A 22,729-nucleotide genomic window follows, 5' to 3' on the forward strand; every position below is an offset into this window, starting at 1 on the left:
AAATCAAAAACGAAGGATTTAGTAATGGACAGATATAAAGCAGGAATGCTTGCGAGATCAAAAGCGGGTCACGATACGGGAAAAGTTTATGTTATAATTGAAGTGGATGACACATATATATATTTAGCGGACGGCAGTATTAGAACACTGGAGCATCTTAAGAAGAAGAAAAAGAAGCATGTCCAGATCATTTTAAAGGAATATGATGTCGCCGCAGTTGACGATACAGCAATCAAACGGATTTTAAAAGAATGGAGTATGGAGGAAAGAGAGAGATGTCAAAAGCTGACGTAATCGAAATCGAAGGAACTGTAGTAGAGAAATTGCCAAACGCAATGTTCCAGGTGGAGTTGGAGAACGGCCATCAGGTGCTTGCACACATCAGCGGAAAGCTGAGGATGAATTTTATTAAGATTCTGCCTGGAGACAAGGTAACACTGGAATTATCGCCATATGATTTGTCTAAGGGAAGAATTATCTGGAGAGATAAATAAAAATAAGCAGAGATCCAGCTAAGGCGCCGGATAAAGATGGAAATATATGAAATTGTCTATTGACTTTGCTTGACAGCAAGTGCTATAATATATAAGCGTGTTTTCGGGCATTTTTATAAAGTTTGTGAAGATTTTGTGGAAGTGTCTGGAAGATGCGTGGGTAGAATGTTGGCAGAGCAATGGATGAAAGGAGGATTTGACGTGAAGGTTAGATCATCAGTAAAACCAATTTGCGAAAAATGCAAAGTAATTAAGAGAAAAGGAAGCGTTCGCATTATCTGCGAAAACCCAAAGCATAAGCAGCGTCAGGGTTAGGCACTGAACAATGGTTTATGCATCAAATTAGGCGGCTGATAGTACTGACACGCCAGGAGGCGTGTAGACTATTTGATATACAAGGAGCACCTGTAGCCGGTGAGCATCCTTCGTATATTGCTTCTAATGCCGGCCCGTCATTACCGGATTTTATTTCGGTGGCCGGAAAGGGCATGGATACCGAAACATGCCTGGACAAAAAGGGAAATCCTTAAAAGTCCCTATTAAAGACAGTATGTAAACAGTAAAAGATTTTTTGAGAAAATGGAGGAAATTCACATGGCTCGTATTGCAGGTGTAGATTTACCAAGAGACAAACGTGTTGAAATCGGATTAACTTATATCTACGGAATCGGCAGGGCAAGCTCTAACCGTATTCTGGCTGAGGCAGGAGTGAATCCGGATATTCGCTGCAGAGACCTTACAGATGATGATGTTAAGAAGATCAGTGCAGTCATCGATGAGACTCAGATGGTAGAAGGTGACTTAAGGCGGGAGATTGCGCTGAACATCAAGAGATTACAGGAAATCGGATGCTACAGAGGAATCCGTCACAGAAAGGGCCTTCCGGTTCGTGGTCAGAAGACAAAGACCAATGCAAGAACCAGAAAAGGACCAAAGAGAACTGTTGCGAACAAAAAGAAATAGCATAGCGTTAGCTATTTCTTTGTTCTTCGAGCAAAGCGAGAAGAACTTCATTCATAAAAATAAAAAAGGAAAGAGTAGGTTAGTTTTATTATGGCAAAGAAAGTTACAAAGAAAGTGACAAAAAAGCGTGTCAAGAAAAACGTTGAACGCGGACAAGCACACATCCAGTCATCTTTTAATAACACGATTGTGACATTGACAGATGCACAGGGTAATGCACTTTCATGGGCAAGTGCAGGCGGTCTGGGATTTAGAGGTTCAAGGAAATCTACCCCTTATGCAGCACAGATGGCGGCTGAGACAGCGGCTAAGGCGGCATTGGTACATGGCCTGAAATCCGTTGATGTTATGGTAAAAGGACCAGGTTCAGGTAGAGAGGCAGCGATCCGTGCACTTCAGGCATGCGGAATCGATGTGACAAGCATTAAAGATGTTACTCCGGTACCACACAACGGATGCCGTCCACCGAAGCGTAGAAGAGTCTGATTTAGGAGGAGAAATAACATGGCAATAAATAGAGTTCCGGTCCTTAAGAGATGTAGATCTCTTGGCATGGACCCAGTTTATTTGGGAATTGATAAGAAGTCTAACAGACAGTTAAAAAGAACCAATAGAAAGATGAGCGAGTATGGCCTTCAGTTACGTGAGAAGCAGAAAGCAAAATTCATCTACGGCGTATTAGAGAAGCCATTCAGAAACTACTTCGATAAGGCTCAGCGCATGAGCGGTATGACAGGTGAGAATCTGATGAGACTGCTTGAGTCAAGACTGGATAATGTGGTATTTCGTTTGGGACTTGCAAGAACAAGACGTGAGGCAAGACAGATTGTTGACCACAAGCATATTCTTGTAAACGGCAAGCAGATTAATATTCCATCTTATCTGATTAAGGCAGGAGATGTAATTGAGATCAAAGAGAAGCACAAAAGCTCTCCAAGATATAAGGAGATTGTAGAGGTTACAGGAGGTCGCCTTGTACCAGAGTGGCTGGAGGCTGACCTTGAGAATCTTAAGGGAACTGTAAAAGAGCTTCCAAGGCGTGATGCGATTGACGTTCCTGTAGATGAGATGTTGATTGTCGAGCTGTATTCTAAATAATAACCCGTAACACCACAGGAGGTGGACTTAGTGTTTGATTTTAATAAACCCAATATTGAGATAACTGAGATTTCAGAAGATAAGAAATATGGAAAATTTGTTGTAGAGCCTCTTGAGAGAGGGTACGGTACGACATTAGGGAATTCTCTGAGAAGGATTATGCTTTCCTCCTTGCCAGGCGCTGCGATCAGCCAGGTGAAGATTGACGGAGTCCTTCATGAGTTTAGTTCTATTCCGGGTGTTAAGGAAGATGTTACGGAGATAATCATGAACTTGAAGTCCCTGGCAATCAAGAATACGTCTGAGACAGATGAACCGAAGACTGCCTATATTGAGTTTGAGGGAGAAGGCGTTGTCACGGCAGCGGATATTCAGGTGGATCAGGATATTGAGATTATGAATCCTGAGACGGTTATCGCAACATTAAACGGCGGAGCTGACAGCAAGTTATATATGGAGCTGACCATTACAAGGGGCAGAGGATATGTAAGTTCTGACAAGAATAAGAATGACGAATTACCGATCGCAGTCATTCCGATTGATTCTATCTATACGCCGGTAGAGCGTGTGAACCTTACGGTTGAGAACACACGTGTTGGACAGATTACAGATTTTGACAAATTGACGTTAGATGTATATACCAACGGTACTCTGCTTCCAGACGAGGCAGTCAGCCTTGCGGCGAAAGTGTTGAGCGAGCATCTGAAGCTCTTTATTGATCTCTCTGAGGTGGCTCAGGCTGCGGAAGTTATGATTGAGAAAGAGGATGATGAGAAGGAGAAGGTCCTTGAGATGAGTATCGACGAACTGGAGTTATCGGTTCGCTCCTTCAACTGTCTGAAGCGTGCTGGAATCAATACAGTGGAAGAACTGACCAACAGAACGCCGGAGGATATGATGAAAGTACGGAATCTTGGGCGGAAGTCTTTGGAGGAAGTGCTTGCGAAGTTAGACGAGTTGGGATTAGGGTTAAGCAGAGGCGAAGAGTAAAATTCACAGATAAACCCAAAGAGTGCTGTGAGAGCATTTGGCTAGTAAGCCCGAAGTGTATAACCAAGTGTAGAATTGGAGGATTAAAAAGATGGCTAAGTATAGAAAGCTGGGCAGAACGTCCAGTCAGAGAAAAGCATTACTGAGAAATCAGGTGACAGCTTTAATTAACCATGGAAGAATTGTTACTACCGAGGCAAAGGCAAAAGAGATTCGCAAGATTGCGGAAGGCCTGATTGCCATGGCAGTAAAAGAGAAGGACAACTTTGAGGAAGTTACTGTAAAGGCTAAGGTTGCCCGCAAGGACAAGGATGGCAAGAGAGTCAAGGAAGTTGTTGACGGCAAGAAGGTTACGGTATACGACGAAGTTGATAAGAAGATTAAAAAGGATAAGCCAAGCAGACTGCACGCACGTCGTCAGATGCTCAAGGTTCTGTATCCTGTAAAGGATGTACCGGAGAAAGCAGCCGGAAGAAAGAGAAACACCAAGCAGGTAGACCTTGTGGCAAAGCTTTTTGATGAGATTGCACCAAAGTATGAGAACCGTCACGGTGGATATACAAGAATCGTCAAGATTGGGCAGCGTAAGGGTGACGCTGCAATGGAAGTATTGATTGAGCTTGTATAGTTTTTAAGGCCTATATAGAAAACAGACAGGGCTGTCTGGAGATGATATTTTCGTTGAATATGTCATTTCCGGCAGCCTTTTTTTACTTTTGAAAGAGAATTTCTCCGTTAAATATATATCGTTGCTGTTAAAAAATCTACTTATGTTTAACATGCTTACAACCGTCTCTGAAGGTGATATAATACCTATAACTGCAATAAAATGTAGAAATAAGTAAGAAAAGAGAGGTTTAGTCATGAGCAGACTAGAGATTGACTCGCCCAAAAGAGCCAGGATAGTTATGGAAGAACTATACAAGGATTTGGAGCGAAGAATTGAGTCCAGCCCGCCGGGCCTGTGTCCCGTAGAGATGTCCCGTGCGTTTCTGGAGTTATGCCATGCGCAGACTTGCGGCAAATGTGTTCCCTGCCGCATTGGTCTGGGACAGTTGAGCTATCTCATCAAGGACGTCCTTGATGGTAAAGCAACTATGGAAACATTGGATATAATGGAGAAGACGGCGCTTTCTATCATGGAATCAGCCGATTGTGCGATCGGATACGAGGCTGCCCACATGGTATATAAGGGACTCATTGGATACCGTGACGATTATGAGGAGCATATCAGGAACGGGCGGTGTACCTGTACATACAGCCAGCCGGTGCCCTGTGTATCCTTATGTCCGGCCCATGTGGATATTCCTGGATATATCGCATTGGTGAGAGAGGGAAGATATGCGGATGCAATCCGGCTGATCCGCAAAGACAATCCATTTCCGACCACCTGCGGATTTATCTGTGAGCATCCATGCGAGGCGCGATGCAGGAGGAACATGGTAGATGACGCCATCAATATCCGCGGCCTTAAGCGTGTGGCGGCTGATTTTGCCGGAGAGGTGGACCCGCCGGCGTGCGCGCCTTCTACCGGAAAGAAGATAGCAGTCCTTGGGGGCGGTCCTGGCGGCTTAAGCGCGGCATACTATCTTCAGTTGATGGGACACCAGGCTACCGTTTATGAGATGCTTCCGAAGCTAGGCGGAATGCTGCGCTATGGTATTCCAAACTACCGTCTTCCTAAGGAACGGTTAGAGGAGGATGTGAATAGTATTTTAAAGACTGGCGTTGAGGTGAAGCATGGACTGAAGATCGGACAGGATATTACAATCCAGGATTTGCGCAAGCAGTATGACGCAGTTCTGATTACAATTGGCGCAAGTACGGATAAGAAGCTTGGACTTGAGGGGGAGGATGCGGACGGAGTGTTATCCGCAGTTCAGTTCTTAAGAAATGTAGGAAGAAACGAGATTATGGATCTGTCCGGCAAGGAGGTTGCAGTCATCGGCGGCGGCAATGTCTCCATGGACGCTGTACGTACAGCAAAACGTCTCGGCGCGAAGAAGGTAAGTATTGTTTACCGGAGGAGAGTTGCTGATATGACGGCGCTTTCTGGAGAAATTGAGGGGGCGGTTGCAGAAGGGATTGAGCTTCAGACATTGAAGGCGCCATCCTCCATTAAAGTCAATGATAAGAACCATATTGAGGGAATCTATGTGAAACCACAGATGGTAAGCTCGATTCGCGACGGCAGGGCAAGCATCAAGCCCACGGGAGAGGATGATATTTACATACCATGCGATATTTTGATTGTCGCAATCGGACAGAATATTGAGACTCGCCATTTTGAAGAAGCAGGAATACCTGTAGAAAGGGGTAAGATTCTCACCAAGAGTACGGGAACATTTGAGAATATGCCGGGCGTATTTGCAGGAGGGGACTGTGCAAGCGGCCCAGCCTCTGTAATCAAGGCGATTGCGGCGGCGAAGGTTGTAGCGGCCAATATTGATGAGTACCTGGGATACCGCCATGAGATTTCCTGTGACGTGGAGATTCCGGAGGCGCGCTTAGACGACCGTACGCCTTGCGGAAGGGTGAACCTGACGGAACGGGAGGCATGTGAGAGAGTCTGTGATTTTGAGGGCGTGGAGAACTGCATGACCGAGAAGGAGGCGAAGCAGGAGGCGGGCAGATGCCTGCGCTGCGATCACTTCGGCTACGGCATATTTAAAGGAGGCAGAGAGAAATTATGGTAAATCTTATGATTGATGGGAAACAGATATCCGTAAAAGAAAATACTACCATTATGGAGGCTGCCGCTCAGAATGGGATTCCAATCCCAAAATTATGTTATCTGAAAGGGATTAATGAGATTGCCGCCTGCCGTGTATGTGTCGTAGAGTTAGAAGGTAAGGAGAAGCTGATTACCTCCTGTAATAACGTGGCGGAGGAGGGCATGGTGATTTACACCAACAGTCCGAAGGTACGCCGTCACAGAAGGACAAATGTGGAGTTGATTTTGGCACAGCATGATTGTCAGTGTGTAAGCTGTACAAGAAGCGGTAACTGCAGTTTGCAGTCTGTGGCCAATGATTTGAATATATTGGATATTCCCTATAAGAAGGTACTGGAAAAACGTCCGTGGGATTTGTCCTTCCCGCTGATACGTGATTCCTCCAAGTGTATCAAATGTATGCGGTGCGTTCAGGTCTGCGAGAAGATTCAGGGACTTGGCGTGTGGGATGTGGAAGGTACGGGTTCCCGTACGACTGTGAATGTAGCTGGACATAAGACCATCCATGAGGCGGACTGCGCTCTGTGCGGTCAGTGCATCACCCATTGTCCGGTTGGCGCCCTTAGAGAGCGTGACGATACGGAGAAGGTATGGAGCGCGATTGCAGATAAGAATAAGACTGTGGTTGTCCAGGTGGCGCCGGCGGTACGTACTGCATGGGGAGAGGAACTGGGCATGAAGCCTGATGAGGCGACGGTAGGAAAGATATTGGATGCATGCAAGCGCATGGGGGCAGATTATGTGTTTGACACCACATTTTCCGCAGACCTTACCATTATGGAGGAGGGAACCGAATTCCTGAAGCGTTTTACAGAGGGAGAGTTAAAGGAGCGTCCCATGTTCACGTCATGCTGCCCTGGATGGATTCGTTTTATTAAGTCTCAGTACCCCCATCTGGTAAGGCAGTTGTCAACAGCGAAATCACCGCAGCAGATGTTTGGAGCTGCCATGAAGACCTATTTTGCCGATAAGATTGGAGTGTCACCTGAGCAGATTTATACAGTGTCTGTAATGCCTTGCGTTGCCAAGAAGGGCGAACGGGAGATGGAGTTGTTCCATGGTGAGTATGCGGGACACGATATTGACGCAGTCATCACCACGAGAGAGCTTGTCAAGATGATTCGCTCTGCACATATCAGTCCGGGTACCCTAAAAGACCGTGAGAGTGACCGCCCAATGCAGCAGGGTTCTGGCGCAGGCGTAATCTTTGGAGTGACCGGCGGCGTTATGGAGGCGGCCCTTCGCTCTGCCTATTATCTGCTCAAGAAGGAGAATCCGCCGGCAGATGCGTTTAAGGCGGTCAGAAGCCCAGAATTTCAGGCGAATGACGGTGTTGCTGAAGCAGAATTTTCTATTGATGATGTGAAGGTCAGGACAGCGGTAGTCAGCGGTCTTGGAAATACACGTGCGCTGCTTGATAAGATTGAGCGTGGTGAGGTGCATTATGATTTTGTGGAAGTCATGGCATGTCCAGGAGGATGTGTGGGAGGCGGCGGCCAGCCGATTCACGACGGCAAGGAGCTTGCCTTTGACCGCGGACAGAACCTCTATTGCCTGGATGAGAAGGCGCAGCTTCGTTTCTCCCATGAGAATGAGGATATACTTGTCATGTATCAGGAGTATTTCGAGAAGCCTATGTCCCATAAGGCGCATATGCTGCTGCATACAGAGCATGTAAATGCAGATTAAAGGAAAGTGTGCAGATGCTCATCAGACATAAGAGAAAGTAATCGAAAAAAGATACAGCGCCTTTAAGGCGCTGTAGTTGTCTAAAAGAATATGTTTCCTCCGATATTGATGCCGGAAACGCCAGTCCAGGCTGAGCGGAACTGGTAACAGTTAATGACAGAGGCATGTCTTGAGCCACCAAGCGCGGCCTGTGCCACAGAATACGAAGTAGAGGAGGGGCCTCTTGCAAGAGCTTTCTCCAGACTTCCATTCCACGTAGGTGCGAACTGGCCGGATTGATAGATGACTCCCCGTAATGTATTGGGATAACTTGAGCTTGCAACACGGTTCATCACCACAGTAGCTACTGCAAGCATAGGGTCGTATCCGCTTGCTTCACATTCAAGAAGAGCGGCGAATAAAGCTACATCACTAACATTCGCCTCTATCGGAGGAGAAGTAGATGTACCAGAGGAATTGCCGTTATTGTTAGGGCGTCCATTATTACCTGAAGGAACAAGGGAACCGGAAACAGCGTTATTCTGAGCAAGCTTAAGAGCCTCCTCCGCTGCCCTGGCACGTTCTAACTGTGCTGTATAATCCTCTAACTGGCTGGAGGTAGCAGAAATCTTTGAAGTAAGTGCATCCTTCTTCGCATTCAAATCCACCTGCATTGCTGCCAGCTCATCCTGCTTGGTCTTTAGGTCATTCTGTTTCTGCTCCACACTGGCACAGACTTCACCCAGCTCCTCAAGCATATCGCGGTCGTATTCACTTATAGTCGTTACATACTCGGCCTTATTCAAAAAATCGCCCATATTGTCAGATGAAAACAAAATCTCCAAAAGAGAAAGATTCCCACCTTCATACATAAACTTGATTCGACTCTTCATGGCATCATACTGGGCTTCCTCATTAAGCTGAGCCGCTGCCAAGTCAAGCTTGGCCTTTTCAACTTCGGCGGAGAGCTGCTCAATCTGGGCCGAAGCATTATCTAATTCAGCACTCAAAGATGACAACTGGCTGTTCATGTCGTTTAAGTCTTCCTTCAAGTCAGAGGTAGTAATCTCCAGTTCCTTTGCCGAAGGGGCGGAATAAACAGGAACAGTCACAGAAGCTATTGTTACGGCAGAAACGGCAGCCGCCAAAACTGACCGTAATATATGTTTCTTTTCTTTGGTTATCATATAGTTTTCCTTTCCTATGTAGCATGTGCTCAATATATTATACAACAAATTGCATTATAAAGCAAACTTTGTTATGATAGAATATAGAAAAATATTGGATAAATGTACAAAAAAATGCAGAAATTGAGGAATGGGAGGCAGTAAAAGACGAAATATGAAGAAATATGAGGACGAACAATACCAGTTTGAGAGCATCCGAGATAAGATTTATCCATGGGTGAGAAAGGAACTTGGAGATATTTCCGAAAAAGATTCTCCGGTTGTGTCATTTATTAATGACTTGAGGATTATATTTGTTATAAAACGGGATGAAGATGTATTCGAGGTGTTAAAAGACGATATGCTTTCGCTGGACTGTGATGTTGAGGCATTGTATTATGCATCCTGTGAAAATCTGGTCAGGGACGTAGAGTTTGTGATTGCCAATACATGGTACGGAGGCTTTGCTATACTGGCCGATGGGTGGCATGAGGCCAGCTCCCTGTGCTTCAAACATATCTGGCAGGTATGTGTGGATAAGTTAAAGGATGATTTGCTGATTATGGCGCCCACAAAAGATACAGTTGTATTTGCGCCGGCATCACAGAAGGAGATTGCGGGGAAGATGAAGGAGCATGGAGAGCAGGCATACCAGCAAGCCCAGGAAAGAGATAAGATTAGCAAGGGGCTGATGCTATTTTCAAAAGACAGAAAGGAATTGATGGCATATGATGAAGGTTAAGCTAATTGGGATGGATTTGGACGGGACGCTGCTTACCTCGAAAAAAGAGCTGACCGCATATACAAAAGAGATTTTGAGCCGAGCTGTTAAGCAGGGAATTATAGTGATGCCGGCCACAGGAAGGCCCCTTAAAGGAATTACGGACGATCTGCTGGAATTTTCAGGGTTTCGGTATGCAGTCACGGCAAATGGAGGCAGAGTGGTGAAGCTTAGAACAGGGGAAGCGCTGTTTGAAGAACTGGTGCCTGTGGAGACGGCCAGGAAGGTGTTGGAGGTTCTTGGACATTACGATACGCTTCGAGAGATTTATTTTGACGGCACAGGCTATGCACAGGCAGATAAATTAAAGGATATCGAACGTTATCTGGAAGAAGCGCCTATGATGGAGTATATTATGCGGACGCGGATACCGGTGCCGGATTTATGGGCAAAGTTTGAGGAGGAAAACAGGGCTGTTGACAAGGTGCAGGGGTTGTTCGTTTCACTGGAGGAAAGAGCGATGGCAATCCGTGAGCTTCGTGAGGTTTCAGGGATAGAGATTACAGGTGCGTTGAAGAAGAATATTGAGGTAAATGCAGCAGGGGTCAACAAGGGAAGGGCTCTTATAAAGCTTGGAGAGCTTCTGGGAATCCGGCGGGAGGAGATTATGGCCTTTGGCGACGGCGCAAATGATTTGAAGATGATTAAGGAGGTTGGCGTAGGAGTCGCCATGGAAAATGCAAAGGATGAGCTCAAAGAAGCGGCGGATTATATTGCAGGCTCTAATGATAAAGACGGCGTGGCGAGATTCATAGAGACATATGTACTGAGCTGACAATCAGCCGGCCGGTAATAATAATAAGCAGGAGGTGGAAAGAAATGTTAGATATCATAAAAGTAATTATTCTTGGTATTGTTGAAGGGATTACTGAGTGGCTTCCAGTCAGCAGTACGGGGCATCTCATTCTGGTAGGGGATTTGTTAAAGCCGAGTATGAGCGATGCGTTTATGGAGATGTTCAATGTAGTGATTCAACTGGGGGCGATTATGGCCGTGGTTGTGCTGTATTTTCACAAGCTGAATCCGTTTTCCCCAAGAAAGAGCCAGAAACAGAAGATGCTGACCTGGCAGATGTGGATTAAGGTAGTGATTGCATCTGTTCCGGCGGCACTTGTCGGATTGCCCTTCAATGACCTTCTGGATAAATTATTCTATAAGCCGCTGCCCGTTGCGATTATGCTCATTGTGTACGGTGTGCTCTTTATAATAGTAGAAAACCGTAATGTGGGCCGCAGGCCTTCAGTGAACCGGATTTCGGAGTTGACGGTGCCTATGCTTTTGATTATTGGCGTGTTCCAGATGCTGGCATTGATTCCGGGGACCTCAAGGTCAGGGGCAACTATTGTGGGGGCTCTGTTGATTGGCATCTCCAGAGAGGTGGCGGCGGAGTTTACCTTCTTCCTTGCGATACCGGCCATGTTTGGGGCAAGCCTTTTGAAGCTAGTGAAGTTTGGATTTCATTTTACCAGCAAAGAATTAGGGCTTTTGATGCTTGGATGTGTGGTGTCATTTGGATTGTCTGTCGTTGCCATCCGTTTCCTGATGGGATATATTAAGAAGCATGATTTCAAGATTTTCGGATATTACCGGATTATCCTTGGAGGGTTAATCGTGGTGGTGACCGTGGTTCAACTGCTTCTTGCATAAAAAATAATGTCCCTCTGTATGTGTTTTTGCATACAGAGGGTATTTTATTGCAAATAAAAAGATTTTATACTTGCTTTTTGCTGATAAAGTGGTAAAATACAAGATGTGCATTTTTATGCATGAAAACTTATAAAAAATTATGGGAGGATATGGAAAATGAAATTCAGGAAATTTACCGCTATATTATTAACTGCAGCGTGTGTCATGTCTATGGCGGCGTGCGGCTCTAAAGGTGATTCAGACAGCGGCTCAGGAAGTGATTCTAAAGGAGGGGACGACGCAGGGGCTGCTTCTACTACAGCCAAGGTTATTGATATTGATTTAACGGATGAGGAGTATGCGTTTGGTGTGGACAAGTCTCAGCCAGAGTTGTTAGAGCAGGTTAATGCATTTGTGGGGAAGATTAAGGAGGATGGAACATTAGACGAGATCTGCGACAAGTATTTTGGAGGCGGAGAGCCAGAGGCAGTAGAGTCAGCAGAACTTGACGATTCCAAGGAGCAGCTTGTGGTTGCCACCAATGCAGCATTTGAGCCCTTTGAGTATACCAAAGGCGAGAGCTACTATGGGATTGATATGGAGATTGCTTCCATGCTTGCCAAGGAGCTGAATAAGGAGTTGGTTATTCAGAACATGGATTTTGACGCTGTTTGTCTGTCTGTCAGCCAGCAGAAATGCGATATCGCCATGGCGGGTCTGACCATCAATGCAGAGAGAGAGGAGTATGTGACATTCACAGATTCCTACTATTCTGCTTCTCAGAGACTAATCGTTCCAAATAGTGATACGGCGTTTGACGATTGTGGGGACGCGGATGCCGTGGCTGAGCTTCTGGCTAAGCTGGGTGCTTCCGATTCCATCGGCGTACAGGCAGGAACCACCGGACAGTATTATGTAGAGGGAGACGAAGATTGGGGATTTGACGGTCTTGCGGCAAAATGTGTAACCTACAAGAGCGGATCTCTTGCCGTACAGGATATGCTGAATGGAAATATTAAATATGTAATTATTGACGCTGCGCCTGCGGCGGCTATTACAGAATCGATTAACGAGATGCAGTAGGATATCGGAAAACTATGGGGAATTTTGAGCAAAAGGTAAATAAATTTTTAGAGATTTTCCTGGAAGAAGGCGGCTACGTTAAGGTACTCGAAGGATTACAGAACACGCTTTTAATCGCTGTGGCGGGTCTGCTCATTGGTATTTTGATTGGGACGGTCATTGCGACAGTGCGGGTGCTGCCTAAATATAAAGTCCTGCCAAGGGTGTTAAATGGAATTTGCAGCTTCTATGTAGCGTTGTTTCGAGGGACGCCGATTGTTGTCCAGTTGCTTGTGTTCTACTATGTATTGCTGCCGATTATCGGCTGGAAGATTACTGGCGTCCAGGTTTCCATGCTGGTATTCGGCCTGAACAGCGGCGCGTACATATCAGAGATTATGCGAAGCGGGATTCAGTCTGTTGATACGGGGCAGATGGAGGCAGGGCGCGCCGTGGGCTTAAGCTTCGGCGTGAGTATGATGAAGATTGTCATTCCGCAGGCTGTCAAGAATATTCTTCCTACCTTGGGAAATGAATTCATTTCCTTGATTAAAGAGACTTCAGTAGTAAGCTTCGTGGGTGCGGCGGACCTGTATGTGGCCTTTAACTATATTGGAAGCAACAGCTATGAGTTCATGGTTCCTTATCTGGTAATGGCTCTAATCTACATTGTGCTTGTACTGTTCATTTCGCTGCTTGTTAAATTGATGGAAAGGAGCCTTAAAAAGAGTGATAGACGTAATTAATCTCAGAAAGAGCTTTGGAGATATGGAGGTTCTCAAGGGAATCAACATTACCATCAATAAGGGCGACATTGTGGCTGTAATCGGCCCGTCGGGTTCAGGAAAAAGTACATTTTTGCGCTGCCTGAACTGTATGGAGGATCCAAGCGGTGGAAGTATTGTGTTTAAGGGTGTGGATATCGCGGATATGAGCGTGGATATCAATGTGCACCGCAGGCATATGGGGATGGTATTCCAGCATTTTAATCTGTTTAACAATAAGACGGTGCTTAAGAATATTATGCTGGCGCCGGTATATTTGAGATGCAAGGATTTGAAGAAGGCGAAGCGTAAGAACAGCATGATCCGTTTCGGCAATCTGTTTCGGGGCGGCAGTAAGAGGGAGCTGCTTCCGATTACCCAGACCAGTGAGCAGATTAAGCGTGAAGTGAAGGAGCAGGCCATGGCCCTGCTTAAGCGGATTGGTCTGGAGGATAAGGCGGATGTCTATCCCTCCACGCTGTCCGGCGGGCAGAAGCAGCGGATTGCGATTGTGCGTTCCCTTGCCATGGACCCTGATGTGATACTATTTGACGAGCCAACATCTGCACTTGACCCAGAGATGGTAGGCGAGGTGCTGGAATTGATGAAGCAGCTTGCCCGCGACGGAATGACCATGGTGGTTGTGACCCATGAGATGGGATTTGCCAGAGAAGTGGCGAATCGGGTAGTATTTATGGATGAAGGCCAGATTAAGGAGGAAGGGGGTCCTAAGGAATTCTTCGGAAATCCAAAGGAGCCAAGGCTTAAGGACTTCTTATCGAAAATATTATAGAGATGACTGCTACAGGGCTTAAGGGAGATGTTTGGATTCCCTTAAGTCCTGTTTTTAGTAATGTTTGTAACAGTTCAGCCTTGCGACTGGCAAAAGAGAGAAATTGAAAAAGTTTTTTCTTCTGATTATCCACATGGAAACACGTAATTTCACGAATTTTATTGCTTTGTGATTAGTATGTGGATAACTTTTGAACAACATGTCTGTTCAGAATCCCATTTTCATAGTTTTTGTGACCGGTATTCCACAGAACCTCTGGAATACACAAAAATAATCCACCGTCATTTTGACGAACCTATTCTAAAGGATTTTTCTTTTCTATTCATTTCTGATAAACTATGGTTATCAGAAATGAACGGAAGGAGATGCCCCATGGGAAGAAAAAGCAACTATGAAAATGGAATGTACCAGCAGCTCATGGAAATCATGGGGCGTCTGGATACGGTTGAAAAAGAACACAAACAGGAAGTTGGGGAATTGAAAGCGGAAATCGCAGATTTAAAAGAAGAGAACCGGCTCTTACGTCAAGAAAACCGACTGCTTAAAGACGATAATGCACGTCTGAAAAGTATTATCAATCATGACAGCTCCAATACTTCCCTTCCACCATCTACCGATCAAAAAGGCGGAAAACCTGCAAATACCTATAACGGAAGAAAGAAAACAAAACGTAAAGCAGGCGGACAAAAAGGGCATAAAGGAACAACGCTTACAAAAGCAGAGATAGAAGTAAAAATTGCTTCCGGCAAATGCAGACATGAAGTAAAAATGATTGGTAATGCAGCCGGACAGAAATACGTCACAAAATATGTGGTTGATCTAGCTGTGGAACCGATGATTACAGAAATCCGTATCTATGCAGATAAAGAAGGGGTTTTACACATTCCAAAAGAATACCGCAGTGATGTTACCTATGGAGCAAATGTAAAAGCGCTGGCTGTATCCCTGTATAGCGAAGGGGTTATGTCAAACGACAGGATTGCTTCTTTTTTAAATGCAGCCGGTAACGGAGAACTCGAATTATCAGAAGGGAGCGTCTATGGATTTTGCAAAAAACTGGCGTCGTTTTCTCAAACAAGCATTTCAAATTTGGAAAACGGACTGTTGAACCAAAAGGTTGTTGCAACCGATGCCACAGTGGTAACAGTAAATGGGAAACAGAATTATATCCGGAATTTCAGCATAAAAAACAGCGTGGTATACCATGCCATGGACAGCAAATCCATAGAAGCACTGAAGGGACTGTATTTTTTGAAACACTATACAGGGATTCTTCTGCATGACCATGAAACCGCTTTGTACCACTTTGGCACGGATCACGCAGAATGCAATGTCCACATCATGCGTTATCTCCGAAAAAATACGGAGGAAACAGGGAATGCATGGTCCGGGGAGATGAGTGCGCTCCTGTGTGAAATGAATCGGGAACGGAAAGAATTACTAGGGCAGGGGTTCCCATCATTTCCGCCTGCAATCCTAAGGGAATATGAAGAAAAATATTTTTCCCTGATACGAAAAGGAGAGGCAGAAAATAAAACGACCAGACATAAATATGCGAAAAAAGAGGAAAAGACATTACTTAACCGTATGGATAAATACAGTCATAACCATCTTTTATTCTTGCATGATTTTTCCGTGCCCTTTGATGACAATATTTCGGAACGAGATTTACGGAAAGCAAAAAATCGCCAGAAAATGGCTGGAGGTTTTCGCAAGGAAAGCGGCAGTGAAATGTACTGTTCCATTATGACAGTCATAGAAACCCTTAAGAAAAGGAAAATGGGGATTATAGAAAATATAAAAATGTTATTTATGGGCACACCGGCTATATTTTAGCCGGTGTAATACCCGTTAGGTCAATCGCAAGGCTGAACTGTTACTAATGTTTTTTAGTAATAGGTTTGAATTATTGACTTTTTATTTCATTGGGTCTATATTTATCTTAGAGTTTGTTGGTTATTGATGAGGGAGAGGCAGCGTCAGATAGGTCATAGCTGCTAATCAGAGGGGGACATCTGATGAAAATGACAAAGAAACTGTGGGGGGATTCTTGTTTTGACCGTTATTCTTTTTGGCTTTTAATTGCTATTGAGCTTTTAATGTCCTTTACTTTTCTGGGATACATTCATATAACGCCTATTTCTATTACGATAGCATACCTGCCTATTCTGGCGGCAGGCTGTCTTTTTGGTCCAATTCAGTCCGTAATTCTGGGACTGGTGTTTGGGCTGGCCAGCATGTATAAAGCGTCTGCTTCATACGTTGCCCAGGGAGATGCGGTGTTTTCCCCCTTTTTAAGCGGAAGTCCGGTAAGCAGCATTATGCTGAGTATTGGAGTAAGAGCGCTGTTCGGGCTTGTCATTGGAGGGATGTTTTTATTTGCGAAAAAAAGGAAGCACTATCGGATTTGGATTGGAGTAATTTCTGCAATCGCGCCCAAAGTACATTCACTTTTGGTTTATACCACCATGGGGATGCTGTTTCCAGAGCTTGGATATCGTTATAGCTCAGCGTTTCATTGGAAGTGGAATGATACGGTTTTTCTTGTAATCTGCGTCGTAACTGTAGAGTTATTGTGGGCAGTATATCATAGTGATACCGTACAGAACATTAAGTATAGTATGGATCAATCTATTCATAATCCCTATGTGTCGGGAAAGATGAATCTGTTTTTTGCTGCATTTGAGTTCTTCTTATTATGCATGGCGTTTTGTGCGGCAGATTATTTTTCACATAGAGAATCTTATATGCTTAAGCAGCATGGCGTGGAAGTGTCCAAAAAGATTTCCTTTGATTTGATGCATTTGCAGGTACAGTTTTTGATTGCTTTTGTGTCATTGAATATTATTTCAGTTATTTTAATTATTTCGATCTATAAATATATGGCATATAAAGAGTATAAGGGAGAGATGGATGAGCTGACTGGGATAATGGGGAGAAGAATGTTTCTATACCATTGTGAAAAAGCGCAGAAAGCCAACAGCAGGGATTTACAGAGAAAAGGCTGGTTCCTGTTTGTAGATGTGGATTATTTTAAGGAGATTAATGATACCTTCGGTCATGGAGTTGGGGATAAGGTCTTAAGAGAGATTGCCATGAACCTGCACAATATTTTTGGGGACGAGGGAAAGGTAGGGAGAATCGGAGGAGATGAGTTTGCCGTTATTGTTGAAAAAACGATGGAGCAGCAAGAGCTGAAGCGGCTGCTGGAGCAATTTCTTAATGCTATTTCCGGTACGCTGCCTGACAAGAAGGTGAGCTGCAGTATCGGGGCATATCAGTTTATGTTTCCTCAGAATGTGAAGGATTTGCTGACGGAGACGGACAATATGCTATATAAGGCAAAGAAGAATGGAAGGGCTTGCTACATGATGAAAGCCTGTGAGATTGATAAAAGGTAGGTTGAGGACTGTCGAAAATTTTCTGACAGTCCTTTAACTTTTACCCATAATGATATTGATTTCTGCGGTTTACCAGGAACCCCACTGTTATTACCAGTGTCAATGCCTCCGCGGCTGTTACTGCAAACCAGATTCCGTCAATCCCCAGGACTATTGGAAGTGTCAGTACTACTGCCACCTGAAATACTAAAGTCCGAAGGAAGGAAATCGTTGCTGATACAATGCCATTGCTTAGAGCAGTAAAGAACGCTGAGCCGAAGATGTTGAATCCACAAATCAAAAAGGATACTGCATACAGCCGAAAGCCATGGCAGGTCATAGCGGCAAGCTCACTGTCATATCCTACGAAGATATTGGCCAGAGGAGATGCCAGTGCTTGGGCTAGAAGCACAAGCACCACTCCGCAGCCGCCTGCCAGCGACAGGCTCATATGCAGCAGGCTTTTTAGTTCAGTATGATTCCCTGCGCCGAAATGATAGCCAATAATGGGTGCGCTTCCAATGGAATATCCCAGGAATATTGCAATAAATATAAAATTCACATACATAATTGTACCGTATGCCGCGACGCCATTTTCTCCTGCAATGGAAATCAACTGTAGATTGTAGAGTGAGTTGACCACCGAAAGGGACAGGTTTGTCATTAGCTCGGAGGAGCCGTTGGCGCAGGCTTTTAACAGCACCTTGAAATCAATTCGAGCCTTTACCAGTCTGAGGAGGCTATTGTTTTTGCGTGCAAAGTACAGAATTGGAAATAGCCCGCCTATTGCTTCGCTGAATGCGGTTGCAACTGCGGCCCCTGCGATTCCCCAGTGAAATACGGCGATAAACAGGTAGTCAAGCGCAATGTTGGTAAGTCCGGCAGCAATCGTTACCTTGAGGCCAAGCTGAGGCTTTTCGGCAGTTACGAAGAAGCTTTGGAACACATTTTGTAAGAGAAATGGCGTCAAGGATATCAGCAGGATTCGACCGTATAATACACACAGTTCGACCATTTCCCCTGTTGCTCCCAGCAAAATTGCGATGGGGCGAAGCAGGAACATTCCAATGACAGCCAGGATCATTCCTCCAAGAATCGCTACATAGACCAGCATGGAAAAATACTGGTTAGCCAGCCTATGTTTCCCCTCGCCCAGAGCTTTGGAGACGATTGCACTTCCGCCTGCTCCAATCATAAATCCCAGAGCGCTTAACCCCATCAAAAGCGGCATAATCAGGTTGATGGAGGCAAACGCCGTCTTGCCTACGAAGTTTGACACGAACAGGCCGTCAATCACGCCGTAGATGGAAGTGAATATCATCATGATGATGGAAGGCAGTACGAATCGAATTAGTTTTTTGTAAGTAAAATGTTCAGATAGTTGTATTCTCATCTTAGAGTCCTCCTTGTCTATTGATCATATATTTGGCCAGCATTAGATTTGACTGGCATATTTGCGCAGACCCTCTGCGTATTTTTTGTTCAAACGTAAAAATTCCCCCTGTTCTTCTTCGGTCATATGGGTAAATGCCAGATTCTCTGCCTGAACGGCGGGGGCAATCTTTTCCTCTATCAGTGTATTGCCGGAAGGTGTCAGGAAGATCTGCATATTCCGCCCCTTGCCAGGCTTTAAGAACAGGTAGCCGTCCTTTTCCAACTTGCAGACGGAGGAGTGGACTGTTTGTTTGCTTAAGCGTGTTGCTTCGCAGATATCCTTCTGAAGACAGCCGTTTCCAATATCGCAGATGGTGTAGAGGATGTCGAAGCCGCTGTCGGACAAGCCTAATTTCAGCGCAATATCATGGTAAATATGGTTATATTCATTGAAGATTCGGTTGAATTCCTTCATTCCTGGGTGCATGTTAATGGTCATAAGAATCCTCCTTAGGTCTGATTTCGTACTTGGTGAGCTTATGAGAGGTATTATAGTCTGATTTCGTACTTGTGTCAAGCTCTAATTTGAAGCCGTTATTGAATTTTTCCTTAACATCTTATATACTAAAATCAAAGGAGTTATACTTTTTAGAAATTTAGCCGAATGGCTTAAAAGAGCTTAGATTTATGAAAGAGAGAACAGATGATAGCAACAAGAACAAATCACAGAACGGCAATCCAATTCCTTTTTACTCCAGACGGTTTTACTCCGGACTTGTCCAAGCTGTCCACGAAAGGTGGGCTTCAGGAGGCGCGGAACTTAATGATTGGGTCCGGCGGTGAGAGTTGGATTACGGAGCTTGGAAACGATGAACTGATGTCTCTGCTGAGACTTGGGTAGGAAACTGTTTTGAAAAAAATACGAACTGAAGGAGAGCGCTGGATGAGTAAATACTGGGGAGATTTCCTGCAATACAGTCAGCCTAATGTGTCTGAACAGCGGAAAAATCGGCGCAAAGTAAAAAGAAGGAGAAAGCCAAAGGGAAGATATTAGAACCTGTTACAATAAAGGGAAGAACTATTGTGGGGCGCTGGTGGGGAAAAGCATGGTGTGATAATCTGGAGCGATATGCGGATTATGAGAGTCGTCTGGACCGTGGGAAACGCTACGTCAGAACAGGGGGCTGTGATTGACCTCAAAATACAGATAGGGAAGATTCTTGCGCGTGTACAGGGGACGCGTAAGACGCCATATAAGGTAGAAATCTGGATCAGCCCTCTGTCGGAGGAGAGATGTCAGTCTATCATACTAATATGCGGCAGGAAGTTGAGAATTTAGAGGCGCTGTTGGCAGGAATTGGTTAAGTTATAAAAAGCCATTACAAAAAATGAAGTTTAAGTTTATTGACAAATTGTCGATAATATATTAGAATGTTTAGAAAATCAACGGGAAAAAGCCATTACGAAAAAGTATACCTTTTCGTAATGTATCATATTCTTAAGGAAAGTGCGTGTTCTTGAAGATTTTATATTATTCATATCAAGGAGTAAAGATGCCGCCGGATAAGATATGCAAGACAGTCCATCAGTATAATAAGAACCCAGTGGTCAGAAGGAGATATGCAGAAGCTTCTGAATATTGCAGAGGACTACAGAAAGGTTAAGAATTATGTTTATAGCCGGTATGGCGGAATCGGCAGTTTGGCTAAAATATATCCAATGTGCCTTATTAAATAATAGGTATATATATAATATTATATAAAGCATAGTTGGTGATAGAGTGTATCTATTTTTTGAAGAAATTTACAAACGAATTCATCTATATATTATGTTTTGTTTAAGGTGAAAAGAGAGAGGCTAGGGTTTAAATATGGATAAAGAGATATTCGTTACCAGATCGTCGATGCCGGATTATAAGGAATATACTGAAGCGATAAAGCCATTGTGGAATACGCATTGGCTAACAAATATGGGAATATATCATAAGCAATTAGAACTTTTGCTGAAAGAATATATGAAAGTTCCAGATGTATCGTTGACAGTTAATGGACATATGGCTTTGGAACTTGCGATCCAGGCGTTTGATTTTCCAAAGGATACTGAGGTGATAACGACACCTTTTACGTTTATTTCAACTACTCATGCAATTGTAAGAAACGGTTTGGCGCCCGTTTTTTGCGATGTTAAGCCGGATGATGGAACAATTGATGAAACTAAGATAGAAAATTTAATTACTGACTCAAACTTCGCACATAGATTTTAGCTATGCACCTTGAAAATTCAATATCTGGCAGTATTTAGTTGTCAATGTTCAGTCAATTATGCCACTTGCAGCTTCGATTTTAAAAGTGCAGGTATTGCATCCATAAATGCTTTTACCAGCTCGTCGATTTTTTCATCAGATATATCTATCTGATCCACAAGCAGAGTTCTGAACATTTGAAGCAGTATTTGAAAAGCCTGTATCCATGTGATATCAGACATCTCATCAGAAAAGTATAAAAACAGTTCCCCCATAGAACGGGTATCATTAGATTCCCGGTTCTCCAGGGAAAGCATCATATATCTTGTAAAAACGATTGCTGTATGGGCAGTCATTGCATCATAAGATAGGGATCTGCATTCTTTACTTAGATTAAGATAGCTCTTGCAGACTTTAAAGAATACTTCAATATCCCAACGTTTTCCATAAATGCGGATAATCTCTTCTTCACTCAGACTCACGTCTGTGGAAATGAGACAAAGATATTCCTTTCTCTTGTTTTTGTTACGGATATAGACCACTTTGGCAGGGATGGTTTTTCCTTCCTTTACAACATCTACCATGACGGAAAGCAGATACCGGGAACGTCCACGCCGTTTCCTGTTTTTCTTGTAAATAGTTGTCAGCGGCATATCTTCGCTGTTATACCGGAAGAACATTTTAGGTGTTTTCTTTACCATTGCAATTACATCATATCCGATTTCTTTGACAGCATGAAAGAGCTTGGAGAAGAGAACCAGCTGTCAAACAGAACGTATTTAGCCGGAATACCAGCCTTTTTAGCAGATTTTAAAAGTTCCAGCATGGCGATCGTTCCTTTCTTGACAGCAAGCATACGGCGCTTATATCCAACCGTTCTTTTATCCGTTTCCTTTGCTTCATTGATTCTGTTCTTTTTATTTTCGGTGGAGAGAAGGACACTGTTGACCGGGAGAAAAGTGCTTCCGTCTGACCAGCCTAATGTAAGCATGCGAAAACCAAATTTATAACAATGTTTTGCATGGTCATATACCTTTGCAAGAAGTTCCACTTTTTTGGAACGGTTACGTTCAAACATGGAATCGTCAATGATCAGTACGTTGACACGGTCTGCGGAATCAAGTGGAGCAATGGCATCCCTAATGATTCGGCTGGATAAAACCGTTGTGAACCGAATCCAGTTAATCTGGAGCATTTTCATAAAACGATAAACCGTATCTTTTGCAAAATCCGGTGAGTCTTTTCCAATCAGCAGGTTCATATACATACTTCTGTTTGAAAATATCAAAAGAAACAGATACTGAAAAATCAGTGCTGCAGAAATTCCCTTCTTTTTGTAGGCATTAGCAGTTTTCAATGCAGAAGAAAGATGAAACCGTGTAAAAAATCTTCTGATAGATTCTGAAATCTGGTTATCATTTTGATTGTCTTGTGTTATACTTTTATTCATAGCATGAGCCTCCGGATATATGATTGTTTCTGAACAACTCAATTATATCAAAACCAGACGGTTTCATGCTATTTTTATGTCAGTTATTATTGAATTTTCAAGGTGCATAGGTACTTATTCAAGTGCGAAGTTTGAGTAAAGAAG

23 protein-coding genes and 2 pseudogenes are annotated in these 22,729 nt (G+C 44.0%); 21 read left to right on the forward strand and 4 right to left on the reverse strand.

Annotated elements, in window-relative coordinates; translation table 11 throughout:
* The first annotated feature begins 24 nt into the window (after nucleotides 1–24).
* From GN277_RS06095 to GN277_RS06140, 10 genes are all read left to right on the forward strand, one after another.
* Nucleotides 25–294 (forward strand): KOW domain-containing RNA-binding protein, encoded by a 270-nt coding sequence (locus tag GN277_RS06095; RefSeq protein WP_159750286.1) that lies wholly within the window; start codon nucleotides 25–27, stop codon nucleotides 292–294.
* Nucleotides 276–494, forward strand: a complete 219-nt coding sequence (gene infA, locus GN277_RS06100; RefSeq protein ID WP_004607275.1) for a translation initiation factor IF-1 — start codon at nucleotides 276–278, stop codon at nucleotides 492–494. Before GN277_RS06095 ends, infA begins: the two co-directional genes overlap by 19 nt.
* Before the next feature lie 201 nt (nucleotides 495–695).
* Nucleotides 696–809, forward strand: coding sequence for a 50S ribosomal protein L36 (gene rpmJ / locus GN277_RS06105; RefSeq protein WP_005339020.1), 114 nt, complete (start codon nucleotides 696–698; stop codon nucleotides 807–809).
* Nucleotides 810–1,088: 279 nt separating this feature from the next.
* Nucleotides 1,089–1,457, forward strand: coding sequence for a 30S ribosomal protein S13 (gene rpsM / locus GN277_RS06110; protein ID WP_159750287.1), 369 nt, complete (start codon nucleotides 1,089–1,091; stop codon nucleotides 1,455–1,457).
* A 90-nt stretch (nucleotides 1,458–1,547) separates the two neighbouring features.
* Nucleotides 1,548–1,943, forward strand: coding sequence for a 30S ribosomal protein S11 (rpsK, locus tag GN277_RS06115; protein WP_004607272.1), 396 nt, complete (start codon nucleotides 1,548–1,550; stop codon nucleotides 1,941–1,943).
* An 18-nt stretch (nucleotides 1,944–1,961) separates the two neighbouring features.
* Entirely contained in the window at nucleotides 1,962–2,555 is a 594-nt protein-coding gene (rpsD, locus tag GN277_RS06120; RefSeq protein ID WP_159750288.1) for a 30S ribosomal protein S4, read from the forward strand.
* Nucleotides 2,556–2,585: 30 nt separating this feature from the next.
* Nucleotides 2,586–3,545, forward strand: a complete 960-nt coding sequence (locus GN277_RS06125; RefSeq protein ID WP_159750289.1) for a DNA-directed RNA polymerase subunit alpha — start codon at nucleotides 2,586–2,588, stop codon at nucleotides 3,543–3,545.
* A 91-nt stretch (nucleotides 3,546–3,636) separates the two neighbouring features.
* Complete coding sequence (locus GN277_RS06130; protein WP_159750290.1) at nucleotides 3,637–4,173, forward strand: bL17 family ribosomal protein; 537 nt, start codon at nucleotides 3,637–3,639, stop codon at nucleotides 4,171–4,173.
* Nucleotides 4,174–4,408: 235 nt separating this feature from the next.
* Complete coding sequence (locus GN277_RS06135; RefSeq protein ID WP_159750291.1) at nucleotides 4,409–6,241, forward strand: NAD(P)-binding protein; 1,833 nt, start codon at nucleotides 4,409–4,411, stop codon at nucleotides 6,239–6,241.
* Complete coding sequence (locus GN277_RS06140; RefSeq protein ID WP_159750292.1) at nucleotides 6,235–7,968, forward strand: [FeFe] hydrogenase, group A; 1,734 nt, start codon at nucleotides 6,235–6,237, stop codon at nucleotides 7,966–7,968. The genes GN277_RS06135 and GN277_RS06140 overlap by 7 nt, the downstream gene beginning before the upstream one ends.
* An 80-nt stretch (nucleotides 7,969–8,048) precedes the next feature.
* On the opposite strand, the gene GN277_RS06145 is transcribed toward GN277_RS06140, so the two are convergent.
* Nucleotides 8,049–9,134, reverse strand: a complete 1,086-nt coding sequence (locus GN277_RS06145; RefSeq protein WP_159750293.1) for a coiled-coil domain-containing protein — start codon at nucleotides 9,132–9,134, stop codon at nucleotides 8,049–8,051.
* Between the two features lie 154 nt (nucleotides 9,135–9,288).
* Between GN277_RS06145 and GN277_RS06150 the strand changes: the two genes are divergently transcribed.
* From GN277_RS06150 to GN277_RS06185, 8 genes are all read left to right on the forward strand, one after another.
* Nucleotides 9,289–9,855: a hypothetical protein gene (locus tag GN277_RS06150; RefSeq protein ID WP_159750294.1), complete on the forward strand. Its 567-nt coding sequence runs from the start codon at nucleotides 9,289–9,291 to the stop codon at nucleotides 9,853–9,855.
* Complete coding sequence (locus tag GN277_RS06155) at nucleotides 9,845–10,669, forward strand: Cof-type HAD-IIB family hydrolase (protein WP_159756438.1); 825 nt, start codon at nucleotides 9,845–9,847, stop codon at nucleotides 10,667–10,669. The genes GN277_RS06150 and GN277_RS06155 overlap by 11 nt, the downstream gene beginning before the upstream one ends.
* Nucleotides 10,670–10,713: 44 nt before the next feature.
* Nucleotides 10,714–11,541: an undecaprenyl-diphosphate phosphatase gene (locus tag GN277_RS06160; RefSeq protein ID WP_159750295.1), complete on the forward strand. Its 828-nt coding sequence runs from the start codon at nucleotides 10,714–10,716 to the stop codon at nucleotides 11,539–11,541.
* Nucleotides 11,542–11,697: 156 nt separating this feature from the next.
* Entirely contained in the window at nucleotides 11,698–12,603 is a 906-nt protein-coding gene (locus GN277_RS06165) for a transporter substrate-binding domain-containing protein (protein ID WP_159750296.1), read from the forward strand.
* A 14-nt stretch (nucleotides 12,604–12,617) separates the two neighbouring features.
* Nucleotides 12,618–13,328: an amino acid ABC transporter permease gene (locus GN277_RS06170; protein WP_159750297.1), complete on the forward strand. Its 711-nt coding sequence runs from the start codon at nucleotides 12,618–12,620 to the stop codon at nucleotides 13,326–13,328.
* Nucleotides 13,312–14,139 (forward strand): amino acid ABC transporter ATP-binding protein, encoded by an 828-nt coding sequence (locus GN277_RS06175; RefSeq protein WP_159750298.1) that lies wholly within the window; start codon nucleotides 13,312–13,314, stop codon nucleotides 14,137–14,139. Before GN277_RS06170 ends, GN277_RS06175 begins: the two co-directional genes overlap by 17 nt.
* 372 nt (nucleotides 14,140–14,511) lie before the next feature.
* Nucleotides 14,512–15,975 (forward strand): IS66 family transposase, encoded by a 1,464-nt coding sequence (locus tag GN277_RS06180; protein WP_159750299.1) that lies wholly within the window; start codon nucleotides 14,512–14,514, stop codon nucleotides 15,973–15,975.
* 182 nt (nucleotides 15,976–16,157) lie between these two features.
* Entirely contained in the window at nucleotides 16,158–17,540 is a 1,383-nt protein-coding gene (locus GN277_RS06185) for a diguanylate cyclase domain-containing protein (RefSeq protein ID WP_159750300.1), read from the forward strand.
* Between the two features lie 40 nt (nucleotides 17,541–17,580).
* On the opposite strand, the gene GN277_RS06190 is transcribed toward GN277_RS06185, so the two are convergent.
* The gene (locus GN277_RS06190) at nucleotides 17,581–18,912 is read right to left on the reverse strand and encodes an MATE family efflux transporter (protein ID WP_159750301.1); all 1,332 of its coding nucleotides are present in this window, start codon (nucleotides 18,910–18,912) and stop codon (nucleotides 17,581–17,583) included.
* A 42-nt stretch (nucleotides 18,913–18,954) separates the two neighbouring features.
* Complete coding sequence (locus GN277_RS06195; RefSeq protein WP_159750302.1) at nucleotides 18,955–19,392, reverse strand: MarR family winged helix-turn-helix transcriptional regulator; 438 nt, start codon at nucleotides 19,390–19,392, stop codon at nucleotides 18,955–18,957.
* Nucleotides 19,393–19,596: 204 nt separating this feature from the next.
* Here GN277_RS06195 and GN277_RS06200 point away from each other — a divergent pair, with 204 nt between their 5' ends.
* The 3 genes and pseudogenes from GN277_RS06200 to GN277_RS06210 all read left to right on the forward strand — a co-directional run.
* A complete protein-coding gene (locus GN277_RS06200) occupies nucleotides 19,597–19,794 on the forward strand; it encodes a hypothetical protein (protein ID WP_159750303.1) in 198 nt (65 codons plus the stop codon).
* A gap of 228 nt (nucleotides 19,795–20,022) precedes the next feature.
* On the forward strand, nucleotides 20,023–20,232 hold the full coding sequence (locus GN277_RS29955; protein ID WP_244324615.1) for a hypothetical protein: 210 nt from the start codon (nucleotides 20,023–20,025) through the stop codon (nucleotides 20,230–20,232).
* 531 nt (nucleotides 20,233–20,763) lie between these two features.
* Nucleotides 20,764–21,144 (forward strand): annotated as a pseudogene (locus tag GN277_RS06210) (DegT/DnrJ/EryC1/StrS family aminotransferase); the annotation flags it as partial.
* A gap of 68 nt (nucleotides 21,145–21,212) precedes the next feature.
* Here GN277_RS06210 and GN277_RS32580 read toward each other — a convergent pair.
* Nucleotides 21,213–22,585, reverse strand: a pseudogene (locus GN277_RS32580) (IS4 family transposase).
* Between the last annotated feature and the right edge of the window lie 144 nt (nucleotides 22,586–22,729).

It is taken from the genome of Sporofaciens musculi (assembly GCF_009830285.1).
Lineage (GTDB): Bacteria > Bacillota > Clostridia > Lachnospirales > Lachnospiraceae > Sporofaciens > Sporofaciens musculi.

Bases quoted from the DNA above. Each gene is read 5' to 3' on its own strand.
- GN277_RS06095 (WP_159750286.1), top strand. From the start codon at position 25: ATGGACAGATATAAAGCAGGAATGCTTGCGAGATCAAAAGCGGGTCAC.
- infA (WP_004607275.1), top strand. From the start codon at position 276: ATGTCAAAAGCTGACGTAATCGAAATCGAAGGAACTGTAGTAGAGAAA.
- rpsM (WP_159750287.1), top strand. From the start codon at position 1,089: ATGGCTCGTATTGCAGGTGTAGATTTACCAAGAGACAAACGTGTTGAA.
- rpsK (WP_004607272.1), top strand. From the start codon at position 1,548: ATGGCAAAGAAAGTTACAAAGAAAGTGACAAAAAAGCGTGTCAAGAAA.
- rpsD (WP_159750288.1), top strand. From the start codon at position 1,962: ATGGCAATAAATAGAGTTCCGGTCCTTAAGAGATGTAGATCTCTTGGC.
- GN277_RS06130 (WP_159750290.1), top strand. From the start codon at position 3,637: ATGGCTAAGTATAGAAAGCTGGGCAGAACGTCCAGTCAGAGAAAAGCA.
- GN277_RS06135 (WP_159750291.1), top strand. From the start codon at position 4,409: ATGAGCAGACTAGAGATTGACTCGCCCAAAAGAGCCAGGATAGTTATG.
- GN277_RS06140 (WP_159750292.1), top strand. From the start codon at position 6,235: ATGGTAAATCTTATGATTGATGGGAAACAGATATCCGTAAAAGAAAAT.
- GN277_RS06145 (WP_159750293.1), bottom strand. From the start codon at position 9,134: ATGATAACCAAAGAAAAGAAACATATATTACGGTCAGTTTTGGCGGCT.
- GN277_RS06150 (WP_159750294.1), top strand. From the start codon at position 9,289: ATGAAGAAATATGAGGACGAACAATACCAGTTTGAGAGCATCCGAGAT.
- GN277_RS06155 (WP_159756438.1), top strand. From the start codon at position 9,845: ATGAAGGTTAAGCTAATTGGGATGGATTTGGACGGGACGCTGCTTACC.
- GN277_RS06160 (WP_159750295.1), top strand. From the start codon at position 10,714: ATGTTAGATATCATAAAAGTAATTATTCTTGGTATTGTTGAAGGGATT.
- GN277_RS06165 (WP_159750296.1), top strand. From the start codon at position 11,698: ATGAAATTCAGGAAATTTACCGCTATATTATTAACTGCAGCGTGTGTC.
- GN277_RS06170 (WP_159750297.1), top strand. From the start codon at position 12,618: ATGGGGAATTTTGAGCAAAAGGTAAATAAATTTTTAGAGATTTTCCTG.
- GN277_RS06180 (WP_159750299.1), top strand. From the start codon at position 14,512: ATGGGAAGAAAAAGCAACTATGAAAATGGAATGTACCAGCAGCTCATG.
- GN277_RS06185 (WP_159750300.1), top strand. From the start codon at position 16,158: ATGAAAATGACAAAGAAACTGTGGGGGGATTCTTGTTTTGACCGTTAT.
- GN277_RS06190 (WP_159750301.1), bottom strand. From the start codon at position 18,912: ATGAGAATACAACTATCTGAACATTTTACTTACAAAAAACTAATTCGA.
- GN277_RS06195 (WP_159750302.1), bottom strand. From the start codon at position 19,392: ATGACCATTAACATGCACCCAGGAATGAAGGAATTCAACCGAATCTTC.
- GN277_RS06200 (WP_159750303.1), top strand. From the start codon at position 19,597: ATGATAGCAACAAGAACAAATCACAGAACGGCAATCCAATTCCTTTTT.
- GN277_RS29955 (WP_244324615.1), top strand. From the start codon at position 20,023: ATGCGGATTATGAGAGTCGTCTGGACCGTGGGAAACGCTACGTCAGAA.